Source organism: Azospirillum sp. B4, assembly GCF_000333275.1.
Classification (GTDB): domain Bacteria; phylum Pseudomonadota; class Alphaproteobacteria; order Azospirillales; family Azospirillaceae; genus Nitrospirillum.
The window spans coordinates 1-13,285 of the sequence record NZ_BACU01000416.1; the positions used below are offsets into that span (position 1 = coordinate 1).

Genomic DNA, 13,285 nt, shown 5'->3' on the forward strand with positions numbered 1-13,285 from the left:
CGCCAGGGCCGCGCGCGCGACCGCGGCCAAGCCGGAGACGGCCAGCATATGGCCGGCCGCGGGTTTCAGCGTATCCAGCGGCAGCCCGCGCGCACGCTCGCCCAACACCTCGGCCAGCGCGGCCATTTCCGCGGCGTCGCCGGTACGGGTGCCGACGCCATGCGCATCGATCGCGGCGACGTCGTTCCCTTGGACGCCGGCCATCGCCAGGGCGCGGCGCAGCGTCGCCGCCTGGGCCGCGGCGTCCGGGGCGCTCAGCCCCTCCGAGGTGCCCGCCTGGCTGACCGCGGAACCCTCGATCACCGCGTGAATGCGGTCGCCGTCCGCCCGGGCACGGGCCAGCGGCTTCAGCACGAGGACGACCGCCCCTTCACCCAGAACGATTCCGTCGCTGTCGGGCGAGAACGGCCGTGGTTGGCCGGACGGCGACAGCAAGCCGGCGCGCGCCACCAGCATGGGGAATTGCGGCGTCGCCATGAGACTGACGCTGCCGACCAGCGCCAGGCGGCACTCGCCCCGCTGCAGCGCCTCGACCGCGAGATGCAAGGCGGCGAGGCCGGAGGCGCAGGCGAGATCGACCGTCATCGCCGGCCCCTCGAACCCGAAGGTGTGCGACAGCCGCGCCACCATGCTCGACGGCAACTGCGCCGACAGCGACTGTGCCTCCATGTCCTTGCCGGCGATCGCCAGCTTCAACGTCCAATCGCCGCCGCTGGCGCCCACGAACACGCCGGTGCCCCGCGCGGTTTCGGCATCGCGTTGCGGCCGGCCGGCGTCGGCCAGGGCCGCCCAGGCCTGCGTCAGCAGCAGACGCTGTTGCGGGTCCATCAGCATCGCCTCGCGGGCTGACAGGCCGAACAACGCCGGGTCGAACTGGTCGGCATCGGTGACAAAGCCGACCTTTAGGGCACCCAGGCTTTCGGCACCCCAGAATTTCGTCTCTTCCGCGCTCCACCGCCCGGCGGGGAGGGGTCCGATACCGCTTTCGCCGGTGGCCAGCCGGTTCATGAAACCCGCCAGCGTATCGGCGCCGGGCAAGGTGCCGGCCATGCCGATGATCGCGATCCCCTCACCGCTGGGATTGGCGGCGGCCGGTGGTGCCGGCGCGACGGTCGTTTGAGGCGGGACGATGGGGGCCGGGGCCGGAGCGCCGGCGGGATCCGGCACGCGGACCGGCGCTTTGCCGCCGCGGGCGGCGATGAGGTCGGTCAGCCGCGCCGGGGTGCCCCGCTCCATGATGGCGGCGGGGTCCAGCGGGACCGAGAAGATCTCGGCGATGTGATCGACCAGTTCCAGGCTGAGGATGGAGTCCATGCCGATGTCGGCGAAATGCGTGTCGGGCGCCAGGCTTTCGGGTGCCGCCTGAACCAGGTCGGCCACGATGGCGATGACGCGCGCCATGAGGTCGTCCGGGTTGTCCGGGGCGGCGCCGGGTGGTGCGGAAATCGTCGGAACGGGACGGATGGAGGCGGCCAGAACCCCCTGCACCAGCCCGTCCCGGTCTTTAACGCCATCGAGTGAGATGATGTCGAACCGGTCCGCGAGGGCGGCCCGCCAACCCTCCGGCGACAGCAGCGGGCCGAAGCCGGCACGCGCGTCGCCCGCCAACCACCAGCCGGGCAGCAGGCCGAACGTCAGCGTCAGGTGATCCATCGGCCGCATCAACTCGTTCAGCACCAGTTGCCCCTGGGGGGCCAACCGCCGCGACAGCCGATCGAGCATGCCGCCGATATCGGCGGTCACATGCACGGCGTTGGCCGCAAGGATCAGGTCGAATTCGCCCAGCTCGGCGTACATGTCCGGGTCGCCGTCGAAATCGAAGCGTTCAGCCGCGAACCAGGGACGGTCGGCGCCGAAGCGCCGCCGGGCGCGTCGGATGAAGGCCGGCGACAGGTCGCTGAAAACGTAACGGATGCGGTCGCCATACGGTGCCAGCGCGTCCAGGACCGGTGCGGTCGTGGCGCCGGTGCCGGCACCCACCTCCAGGATACGCAGTGGCGCGGCGCCGGCGGCGGGTTGTGCGGCGAGACGCGCGGCGATCAGGTCGGCGACACGCCGCGCCGTCATCCGGTTGGCTTCATCGGCCAGTCGGTTGCCGGCGTAGAAGCCGGCGACCAGATCCATGTCGCCCTCGGGGAACATGACCTGGGTTCCCATCACGGTGCCGCGCAGCACGTCGGCAATGCGCGGCACCGCCGTATCGATCAGCCGGACCACGCCGCCGAGCCAGGGTTGATGGGCCAGTATGTCGGCGGCGATCGGCTCCGGATTCGGGGCCGCTTCGGGGGCCACGTCCCACCCGTGGCGGCGCAGGATGGCACCCGCCGCCTGGTACAACCGCTCCTGGCCGGCCGCGATGCCGGCCGCCTCCGGCGCGTCGAGCAGCCGCAGCCAGCCGGCTTCGGTAAAGGCGGCGTGCAACCGCGCCGCGGCCAGCAGGTCCAGCGCATCAAGCCCGGCGATGCCGCCGGCTGGATCGGGCGTTCCGCGCGGTGCCGCCGTCAGGGCGGTGATCCGCGCGGCATCGAGCCGGGCGGCGATAATGACGGGATAAGGGCTTGCCAGGAAGGCTTCAAAGCTGGCGAGGGCCTCATCCGTCGCCATGTCCAACAGACCGATCCGGGCCACCCGCCGGCGATGCCGATCGTTGGCGACCCGACCGACCTCGCCCCAATAGCCCCAGCCCAGCACGCGCACGTCGGCGCCCCCGCCAGCCAGCCCCTCAGCCAGTCCCTCGGCCAGCGCCATCTGGTACGCCGAGCCCGCGGTATAATTCGCCTGGCCGGCATTGCCGGTGATGCCGAGAATGGAGCCGAACACGACCAGGCGCGGCAACGATCCCGCCGCCCGCCGGGCGGCGAAGACCGCATGGGTGTTGGTCAAGCCATAGGCCTTGGGCCGCCACGCGTCGGTGAATTGGGTCCCCGTCATCGCGCCGGCGGCGGCATCGGCCAACACCATTTCCGCATGGACCACGGTGCCGATGGGCCCCAACACCTCTTCCGCCCGATCAATCGCCGCGGCCAGGGCGGCAGGATCGGTCACGTCGGCGGACAGGTGGAGCGGAGTGGTGTCCGTGGGCGTAGTGCCGGGGGCGGCCTCCACCACGGGGCGCCGCCCCAGCAATGCCACCGGCGCACCGTGGACGGTGGCGACATGCCGCGCCAGGACGGTGCCGATACCCCCCCTTCCGCCAATGATCAGCCAGGCGCCGTTCCGGGATTCCGTCGCGGCCTCTTCGACCGTCACCGGTTCCAGGCGGCGGACATGGATTCCGTCCGCCCGGATCGAGGCTTCGCCCAGCGGCGTCCCGATCGCGGCCCCCAACCGGGGGGCCACGGCGGCGAGGACGCCACCATCGGGGGGGAAGGCCACGGCCGACACGGTCAGCGATGGCGTTTCCATCGCCACGGATTTCAGCATGGCCGCCGCTGCGGCGAGGGCGGGGGAGAAGCGCGGCGCCGATCCGCCGGTGTCGGCGCCGACCAGGACGATGCTGAGGGGGTCGCCGCGGCGGGCCCAATCCTTGGCGAGCGTGAACAGGGGCAGCAGGCACTTAGTCTCGAAGGTTTCGGTCGCCTGCCTGTCGGGCATGGCGGCGGGATGATCCAGCGGCCAGGTAACGACCACGCAGCGACAATCCGCCGGCAGCGACGCGCCTTCCCGTAAGGCCGTGGCATCCGGCAGCAACCGGGCCAGCGCGCCCGCGTGTTCCGAATGGCCGGTGAGAAGGGCCAAGGGTGCCGGCAGCGGCGCAGGCGCGCCTTGAGCGCCCCCCCATGTGGGGCGATGGGTCGGCACGCCGGGACCCTTGAGGGAAGGCGGCCCGGCTGGTGCAATGGCCGGCGCAACGGTTGGTGCGGCTTGATGCCGCCGCCAATCCAACGCTATCCAGTGCGGGCGGCGATCGAAGGGATAGAGCGGCAGCGGGACCGGCGCCTGCCGCCGTTCCAGCAGCTGCCAGCGCGTGTCGCCCCCTTCCTGCCAATGCTGGCACAGGATCTGGCAGAGGCCGGCGAAGAACCCTTGGCCCAACGGCAGCGGCAGGTGGCGGCCTTCGGCGGCGACACCGACCCGGCCGATGTCCAGCGTCAGATCGGCCGCCATCGGCGCCGGCTTGCGGGGCCGCCCGGGATAGCCGCGCAGCCATGCCTCCGGATCGGCGATGGTTTCCAGCGCGCTGGCACCCGCCGTGAGCTGCGGCAACTCCTTCTCCGCCCACCCTGTGGGCAGGACCGACAGATCGATCCCGGCGGCCAGGCTGTCGAAGGCCGGCGCCTCGGCGGCCAAGGCCGCGGCGGCCAGCGGCGACAGCGCGCCTTGGGCGACGAGATGCGCCAGTTCATCGGCCAGCGGCGGCAGCACCGGACCTGTTTCCGGGATGGCCCAGCGGGCGCAGGTGCGCCGCCGCGTCACCGCGACGGCCAGGATCAGCAGCCGTTGCGCCAGCGGGTCGGCGGGCGGCGCCGTGAGCAGCGCTTCCACCGGTGGCAAGCCGTGCGATGCGAAAGCCGGTGTCCAGTCAGCCAGGAAATTGCGCGATGTCTGGTTGGTGGCGGCCAGGCTGGCGCCATAAGCGGCGAAGGCGCCGGCCATGGGCAATGCCGCGTTCCACCCTTCGCGCAGCAGGGCGAGATATCCTGGCCCGACGGTGTTGGGGGCCAGGATCCGATCGGTGCCGCGATCGTAAACGGCCAGGCGCGGCCGGCGCAGCACCAAGGAGGTGGGCTGGGCCTCGCCCGTCGCGGCGACCGCGTCGGCCAGCGTCACCACCCCGGCCAGGGCCAGAGTGACCCAGAAGCCGGCCCCCTCGCCATAAAGCAGATCGGGGGTGACGCCGGCGCGCATCAGGATCGAGCCAATGGCGTAGAGCCTGGCCAACGTCACCAGCCGTGGCGATCGGCGGGCGCCCTGCGCCCGTGCCAGGGCTTCGGCCTCGTCATAGGCGTCGGCGGCGGCCGGCAGGTCGCGCTGCATGGGCAGCCAGGTGCCGTCATAGACCTCCTGGATGCCGCCGAACCGCATGACAACACGGGGCCGCCGCGCCGGAGCGGCGGTCGATGACGGCGTTTCCGACAGCAGGTGGTCCACGTCACGCCAGTCCCCCACCATGCCGGCGATTCGACAGGGCAGCGTCTCGCGCCGCAGCAAGGTCTGGCAGAAGGCGGTGAGCGGCATACCCTCCTCGGCCGCCCGGGCGGCTGCGGTCCGCATCGCGCCCCGCAAGCTGTCCAGGCTCGCGGGGGTGGCTGCCGACAACACCAGCGGCTGCGGCGCCGTGGGCGAGGGCATCGCCGGCCGCCGACGCGCCGGCGGCGTATCGGGGGCACCTTGCAATACGACATGGGCGTTGGCGCCGCCGAAGCCGAAGGAACTGACGCCGGCGCGCAGGACGTCGCCCGTCCAGTCCGTCGTTTCCGTCACGGGGCGCAGCGGACCGGTGGTGAAGTTGATCAGCGGGTTGACCGTCGCCAGGTTCCGGTTGGGAAGCAGTCGGCGCCGCTCGAGCATCAGCACCACCTTGATGACGCCGGCCAGGCCGGCGGCCGCCTCGAGATGGCCGATGTTGGGCTTGATCGCGCCGATGCGGCACGGCTCGGCACGCGGACCGGCCAGCACGTCCGACAGGGCGGCCACCTCGATCGGGTCGCCAAGGGGGGTGCCGGTGCCGTGGGCTTCGACATAGGAGATGGCGTCGGGCGTGACGCCGGCCTGGCTCAACGCGCTCTCGATGACGCTGCGCTGAGCCGCGACGCTGGGCTGGGTGATGCCCTGGGACGGGCCGACATGATTGACGGCGCTGCCCGGCACCAGCGCCCTGATCCGGGCGCCCAGCGACGCCACGTCGCGCTGGCGGGCCAGAAGCAGGACGGCGGCGCCTTCGCCCTGGACATAGCCTTTGGCGGCGGCGTCGAACGTCCGGCATTCACCCTCGGCGCTGAGCATGCGGGCATTGGAGAAGGAGATCGAACGCCAAGGGTTGATCAGCGCGTTGGCCGCCGCCACCACCGCAAGCTCGCATTCGCCAGTCAGCAGCGCCCGGCGCGCCTGATGCAGCGCCACCAGTGAGGAAGCGCAGGCGGCGTCAATCGTGAAACTCGGTCCGGTCCAGCGGAAAAAATGGCTGATACGGTTCGCCAGGATGGCGCCGTAGGTGCCCAGGGCCGAGTATCCGTCGGTTTCCCCCTCGGGTTGGTTGGCGTTTTCCAGATAGTCGGTGGCCATCACGCCGGTGAAGACGCCAACCTCCCGGCCAGCGAGGGACGAGGGGCGGATGCCGGCGTCCTCCAGGCAATGCCAGGTTTCCTCCAGCAGCATCCGTTGCTGCGGGTCCATCGCGCGGGCTTCCCGGGGGGAGATGCCAAAGAAACGCTCATCAAATTTGTCGATCGCGTCAAGGAACCCGCCCCGCCGCATGACCGTGCGGCCGGGCGTGCCCGGCACCGGGTGGTGGAAGTCGTCAACCGCCCACCGCTCCGCGGGTATCGGGCGTATGGCCGAGCCGCCGGAAGAAAGCAGGTCCCAGAGGGCTTCTTCGGTGGCGGCGCCCGGCAGCCGAAAGGCCATGCCGATGATGGCGACGGTATCGGCCATGTTGCATTCTACTTCCGCGAGACATAGAACCATGCAAAACTAGCGGACGTGGGGCCTTGCGGCAATCGAAACGTGTGGCTTCGCAACCACGGACCCGGCTGTGGGTTTTGGACGTTTTTTGCCACAACCGAGGGCTAGGGGAATGGCCGCGCTGCGAAACGGTCGGATGGAACGGCGATGATGGCTGTCGGCCCGGCCTTGACCAACGCCAGTCCGCACATCGGGGCGCGGCAGGCCACCACGCCTATGTCGATCAGGCCGGAAGCGCTGGGCGCGCCCTCGTTCCTGCGCGCTCATAACGTCGCGCTGGCCTATGTGGTGGGCGGCATGGTCAAGGGCATAGCCTCCCGCGCGATGGTGGAACGCCTGGCCCGCGCGCGGTTGCTGGGATTTTTCGGCACCGGCGGCATGGCGGCGGCGCAAATCGCGGATGAGGTCGCCACCTTGGCCCGGACGCTCGGCCAGGATGCGCCCTGGGGTGTTAATTTCCTGCACAATTTCGTCATGCCCGAGGCGGAAGAGCAGGTGGTGGATATCCTGCTGCGCCACGGTGTCCGGTGTATCGAGGCATCCGCCTTCATCGTGCCCACGCCCGCACTGGTGCGCTATCGCCTCACCGGGCTGGCGATGGGGGCCGACGGCCACCCGGTCGCCCGTCACCGCATCATGGCCAAGGTTTCCCGTCCGGAAGTCGCGCGCCGCTTTCTGGCGGCGGCTGACCCGGAAATCATCCGGATGCTCGTCGCCCGTGGCCACGTGACCGAAGCGCAGGCGGCCCTCGCCGCCCGGATATCGCTGGCGGACGATCTCTGCATCGAGGCCGACTCCGGTGGTCACACGGACAGGCAGGTGGCACTGGCCCTGGTGCCAAGCATGCTGAGGCTGCGCGCCGAGGTTGCCGGTGATTTCCCACCGGCGGGCCGGGTGCGTGTCGGTGCCGCCGGCGGCATCGGCGCGCCGGAGGCCGCGGCGGCGGCCTTCGTGCTTGGGGCCGATTTCGTGCTCACGGGGTCGCTCAACCAATGCACGGTTGAGGCCGCGACCAGCGATCTGGTCAAGGACATGCTGGCCGCGGCCGCCCCGCAGGATTTCGACACCGCCCCGGCCGGGGACATGTTTGAGATCGGCGCCCGCGTTCAGGTGCTGAAGCGCGGCACGCTGTTCGCCGCGCGTGCCAATCGGCTGCACGAACTCTATCGGTCGCACGCATCGATCGAGGATATCCCGGCCCCCGTGCTGCGTGAAATCGAGGAGCGCTACTTCGGCCGCAGTGTCGCCGCGGTTTGGGATGAGACGGCCCGCCATTATGCGGCCTCCGCCCCGGGCGCCCTGGCCGAGGCGGAGGCCAATCCGCATAAGAAACTGGCCATGATCTTCCGCTGGTATTTCATCCACAGCGCGCGGCTGGCCCTGGCGGGGGAGGTCGGCGCGCGCAGCAATTTCCAGATTCATGCCGGCCCGGCCATGGCGGCATGCAACGCTTGGCTGGCCGGCACGCCTCTGGCCGACTGGCGCCGTCGTCATGTTGACGACCTGGGCATTCGCCTGATGTCGGAAGCGGCCGACCACCTGACCCGCCAGCTTGTCCGCTGGACCGCCGGACCACCCCCCTCCATTTTCCCAACAGAGAGCAACCGATGAGCCTGCCACCGGGTCCGAACTCCGCCTTTGCCTCTCGCCTGAAATACGTGCGCAACCCTTACGCGCTGTTCGATGCCTGCCGCCGGAAATATGGCGATCCCTTCACCGTGACGACCTCGATGAAAACGGTGATAACCGGCGATCCCGCCGCGGTAAGACAGATTTTCACCGCGCCAACCGAGCATTTCAAGGCATTGCAGAACAAGGCGCAAACCCGGATTTTGGGGGACTCCTTCACCTCATTGTCCGGGCCGCCGCATCGGGCGCAACGCGAGATCGTGACGCCGGGTCTGCGGGCCGAGGGGCTGCGCGGCCTTGCGCCGATGATGGTCGACGCGACGGTCGCCCGCATCGAAGGTTGGCGGCCGGGCGATGAACTCGACATGGTCGAAGAAGGTGTCGCCATGGCGCTCGAGATCATCGTGCGCACGATATTCAGCGTCGAGGATGCCGAGGGCATCGCGGCGCGGCGGGTGGCCATCCGCGAATTCGGCGACAGGATCAGCAACAAGTCGTTCCTGATACTGTCGATCTTGGGCATCCTGAACGACGCGCTGCCGCCCATGGCCCATTTCTCGGCCGCGAAGGAAAATCTGAGGGGGCTGCTGTTCGACACCATTCGGCAGATCCGGGCCAAGCCGGAAGGACGGCGCGGCCTACTGGCCCGCATCGTCGGCACGCGGGCGGAGGATGGCCAGCCGGCGATGGCGGATTCGGTGATCGTCGACAACATGATAACGATGCTGATCGCGGGGCATGAGACCTCTGCCCTCAGCATCGGCTGGTCGATGTACTGGGCGCTGTCCAATCCGGAAATTTACGAAAAGCTGATGGCGGAACTGGCGGACGTCGATGTGGAGGGGGACCCCCACGCGACACAGACGCTGCCCTATCTCAACGCCTTCGTACGCGAGACCCTGCGCTTCTGGCCGCCGGTGCCGGATGTCATCCGGGTGATCGGCGAGGAGCCGCTGGAGGTGGCCGGTTATCGCCTGACAGAGAACATGCAGGTCGCCGCCTGCGTTTTCCTGACGCATTTCAATCCGGAAATTTATCCGGACCCCTATGTTTTCCGGCCGGAGCGGCACCTGGAACGGCGCTATTCCGCCTATGAATACTATCCGTTCGGCGGCGGCGAGCGCATTTGTGTCGGCAACACCTTCGCGCCCATGGAAATCAAGATCGTCCTGGCGGTGTTGCTGAAGCGGTGCCGATTCACCCTGCTCAATACCAGGATGCCGGAGGTCACCCGCACCCGCTTCCTGATGGGACCGAAGCAGCCCATCCTATGCCGCTATGAGGGGGCGCTATGACGGTGGCGATCCCGACGACCGATGCCGGCGGGCTACCGCCGGGCCCGCGCGGGCTGCTGCCCGCCCTGATGCGCTTCGCGAATGACCCGGTGGGCAGTCATGCGCGGTGGATCGCGCGTTACGGCGACCCGTTCACCCAGCCGATGCCCGGCTTCAAGATGGTCGTGACCGGCAGGGCCGACGTCATCCAGCAGGTGTTGGCGCTGCCGCCCGACGCCTTTGGCGTCATCGACACCGGTGCCGCCATCATGGGCCGCTATTCGCTGGTCCGCCTTGATGGCGCCACGCATCAGGCGGTGCGGCGCCAGGTCGGCCCGCTGGTGATGGAGCCATTGCGCGACGGCAATGGCCTGGCGTTGCAGGCGATCGCCCGCCGGCTGTTCGCCGAGGCTGTCGACCGGCCGGCGGGCCCTGTCGTGGCGCTGACGAAGCGCCTGACGATGGAGGTGATCCTGAGGAGCGTGCTGAACCTCAGCGACCCTGCCACCGTCGAACGCTTCGCCTCGGCCTACGCGACCTTGAGCGCGAAGGCCAGTTTCCTGCTGCATTTCCTCCCGGCGCTGCAAATCGACCTCGGGCCGCGCAGTCCCTGGGGCCGGATCAAGCGGGCGCGCCGTCAGGTCGATACCATCATCGGCGACGTGATCGATGCCGCCAGCGCGGAGCCTGCGCGGTTCGCGGCCCTGGGGCCCGTGGCCGCCGCCGCCGCCATCGCGTCCGAACCCACCCTGGGCACCGAGGCGCTTCGGCACCAGGTCTTCACCCTGCTGTCCGCCGGCCATTCCTCGACGGCGCAGGCGCTGGCCTGGGCGATTCACCACGCCTGGAGCGACCCCGCCCGGCTGGCGCGCTTGCGCGCTGAACTGGATCCGCTGGCGCCCGAGCGCGATCCGGGCCGTGTGATCCGTTTGCCCTACCTGAACGCGTTTTGCCGGGAAGTCCTGCGTTTCCGCCCAATCGGGCCGGTGATCGGGCGGAAGCTGAAAAAGCCGATCGAATTCGGCGGATGGTCGCTGCCGGCGGGCACCATGATTGGCCTGTCGGTTGTGCTGGCCGATCGTGATCCCGCCGGTTATGCCGATCCCAACGAGTTCCGGCCGGAACGCTTCATTGATGAAGGGGAGTCGGTGGGCCGCTCCATCGCCTTCGGCGGCGGGGTTCGTCATTGTCTCGGCGCCAACCTGGCGCTGACCGAACTCAAGCTGGCGCTGGCTGAACTGGTCGCCGACTATGACGTGACCTTGCTTGGCCGCCAGCCGGAACGCCATCGCGTCATCGATGCCGTTGCCGGCCCGGCCGGCGGCGTGAAGGCCAGGATAAGCCGTCGCGGTGCCACCTGACCCATCACAGCGGCAGGATGCGGCGCGGACCATGGTCGAACAACCGGGGGTGCGCCGCCCTTTCCCGCGGGTAGCCCAGCGAGGCTTCGACATGGCGCACGCCGTCGTACTGATCGGTCAGCGGGATGTGGAGATGACCGTAGACGGAGCAGACCGCCCGGAAGCGCCGGTGCCAGTCCGCGGTCCGGCGCGTGCCGCACCAAAGGCTGAACTCCGGATACCATAGGCGGCCGAGGGGTCCCGGATGCAGGGGCCAGTGCGACATGAGCACCGTCCGGGTGCCATCAGGCAAGGCGGCGAGGCGCGCGGCCGTGTAATCCAGCCTGGCCGCGCACCAGCTCTCCACATCGGGAAAGGGATGAGCCTTCAGCAGTGCCTCGTCGCTGCACCTGACGCGCGACGCGGCCAGCGCCTGCTGTTTGCTGATGCCGTCCGGTCGTAGGCTGTAGTCGTACAGGATGAACAGCGGCGCCACCGCGATGGCGCCGCCATGATCGGGCCACAGCGGATAGGGATCTTCGGGGGTCGCCACGTCGATCGCCCGGCACCGCTCGACCAGATGACGATATCTGTCCTCGCCGCCCCGTTCGGTTTCCGCGACCTGCCAGAGATCGTGGTTGCCGGGGGTGAATATCACCTTCGCGAACCGCTCCCGCATCAGGCCCAGGAAGGCGACGATCGCCTCCAGCCGGTGCGACACGTCCCCGACGACGGCAAGCCAGTCGTCGGGACCGTCAGGCCGAAACATCTCGGCCAGCGCGCGGTTTTCCCGGTGATCCAGATGCAGGTCGCTGATGGCGAACAGCTGCGGGCTGCGGTCAGGACGGGTCAATCGTCGAGATGGGGCCGCAGCAGCGCCAGCATGTCCCCCACCGTCTGAACCTGCTCCATGGCCACGCCGCTCAGCTTCACGCCCCAGGTTTCGGCCACGGCGACACGGAATTCCGACCCTGCCAGCGAATCCCATTCGCCGAACTCCATCAGGACCTGGCTCTCCGTCGCGCTGCCGGGTGGCGTACCCGCCAAATCCTCGATGATCGCCAATATTTCCGCGCGTTTCATCATTCGTCCCTGTTGGTTTCGATGCTGTTCACGATATCGGCCAGGAAATGTTCCACGGCGCCGGGGGGGTAGTCATCCTGGTAATAGGGCATGGTCAGGATCAGCGACCCAGCATATTCGACCACCGCGACCACGACGATGGGCAAAGGCAGCGGTGTCCCGTAAAGCGTCACGCCCGTGGGCGCGGTGCCGGCGAAGCGGATGCGTCGCTCCTGGATCCTGCCGACATTGGTGAAGGTGGGGGGCACCGGCTTCTTCATGCCGGCTTCCATCATGCGGTCCAGCGTCCGGCGCTTTCGCGCATAGGAGAGGGACGCCAACATCTTGGCGGTGTAGGGGTTGGCGGCGCCCATGAACGACTTGCGCTGCCGCTCCATGTCGCGGTCGACGCGCTGGACCGTATCCCCGAAGGCTTTCCCCAGGTTCGGCTCAATGAAGATGTTCGAGATTCCGCCCAGGTTGCAGATTGCCGGGCGGCTTTCCGTTTCGGCATAACGCCGAAGGTTGACCGGCATGATGATCTGCAGGGGCCGGCCCGGGTCGCCATGACAGAACGCGACGAAGGCGCGGGCGAAGCCACCCAGCAGCATGTCGTTGCGCGACAGGCCATGCGCCTTGGCCGCAGCGTCGATGGTCGCCAGCCGTTCGGCCGGCACGACCATCCGGGCCAGGATCGGGCGCACCCTGGGGGTCGCCGCGAATTGGGCGCGGGATCGCAGAAAGCCCTGCTGGCGGCGCATGAGGCGCGGCAGCTCGCCCAGGTCGCGGCGAACCACCTTCATCTTGTCACGCAGGCTGAAGTTGGCCAGCCAGCCGAAGCTGTCGCGCGGGGCGGGGTTGGGAGGTAACTGGAATGCGGGATCGGCGACGATGCCGCTGTAGAGCGTGGCGAGCCGCTCCAGCACCATGACGGCGGCGCCGCCGTCGGCCACGGTGTGGGACACGCACAGGATCAAGCGGTCGCCACCGGCGCCATCCCCAATGGCCCCATCCCCGGTGCGGCGCAGCAATCGCACCGCCATATTGTCGCCCGTCCGCGGATCGAACACCGTGGCGACGAATTTCGTGGTTTCGCCCTCGATATCCCCCGTCTCGATCAGCGCGAACCCCGAATTGGTGTCGAGGTCGGCCCGGCGGCGCCAGACCGGCGTCTCCTCGCTATCATCGAACCGGCAGCCCAGCACCGGTTCGGCGTCCAGCAGCCGGCGCGTCGCCAGGGCCAGAGCGCCGGCATCGAGCGGTGTGGGGAAGTCCAGCACCAGGTACAGATAGCCGGTGGCGCCGAAATTCATGAAGATCCCGGTGACCTGGTCCTGGAACTCGGTCGCAATCATG

Annotated in this window: 7 protein-coding genes; 3 read left to right on the top strand and 4 right to left on the bottom strand. The window is 69.1% G+C overall.

From position 1 onward, the window contains the following. Positions 1–6,594: SDR family NAD(P)-dependent oxidoreductase (locus I55_RS18485; RefSeq protein WP_044562056.1), on the bottom strand; the 6,594-nt coding region annotated here is incomplete at its 3' end. 246 nt (positions 6,595–6,840) lie between these two features. Between I55_RS18485 and I55_RS18490 the strand changes: the two genes are divergently transcribed. From I55_RS18490 to I55_RS18500, 3 genes are read left to right on the top strand one after another with little or no spacing between them, the layout of a single operon-like run. Then, on the top strand, positions 6,841–8,235 hold the full coding sequence (locus I55_RS18490; RefSeq protein ID WP_044562076.1) for a PfaD family polyunsaturated fatty acid/polyketide biosynthesis protein: 1,395 nt from the start codon (positions 6,841–6,843) through the stop codon (positions 8,233–8,235). Further along, positions 8,232–9,548 (top strand): cytochrome P450, encoded by a 1,317-nt coding sequence (locus I55_RS33220; protein ID WP_083901224.1) that lies wholly within the window; start codon positions 8,232–8,234, stop codon positions 9,546–9,548. Before I55_RS18490 ends, I55_RS33220 begins: the two co-directional genes overlap by 4 nt. After that, complete coding sequence (locus I55_RS18500) at positions 9,545–10,888, top strand: cytochrome P450 (protein WP_044562057.1); 1,344 nt, start codon at positions 9,545–9,547, stop codon at positions 10,886–10,888. The genes I55_RS33220 and I55_RS18500 overlap by 4 nt, the downstream gene beginning before the upstream one ends. Before the next feature lie 4 nt (positions 10,889–10,892). Here I55_RS18500 and I55_RS18505 read toward each other — a convergent pair whose 3' ends face one another. From I55_RS18505 to I55_RS18515, 3 genes are read right to left on the bottom strand one after another with little or no spacing between them, the layout of a single operon-like run. Next, positions 10,893–11,720: a metallophosphoesterase gene (locus tag I55_RS18505; RefSeq protein ID WP_044562058.1), complete on the bottom strand. Its 828-nt coding sequence runs from the start codon at positions 11,718–11,720 to the stop codon at positions 10,893–10,895. Then, the gene (locus tag I55_RS18510; protein WP_159107233.1) at positions 11,717–11,950 is read right to left on the bottom strand and encodes an acyl carrier protein; all 234 of its coding nucleotides are present in this window, start codon (positions 11,948–11,950) and stop codon (positions 11,717–11,719) included. Before I55_RS18510 ends, I55_RS18505 begins: the two co-directional genes overlap by 4 nt. Then, positions 11,950–13,284 carry a hypothetical protein gene (locus tag I55_RS18515; RefSeq protein ID WP_148293827.1) on the bottom strand — a complete coding sequence of 445 codons (1,335 nt, stop codon included), beginning with the start codon at positions 13,282–13,284 and terminating at the stop codon, positions 11,950–11,952. Before I55_RS18515 ends, I55_RS18510 begins: the two co-directional genes overlap by 1 nt. Position 13,285 lies beyond the last annotated feature (1 nt).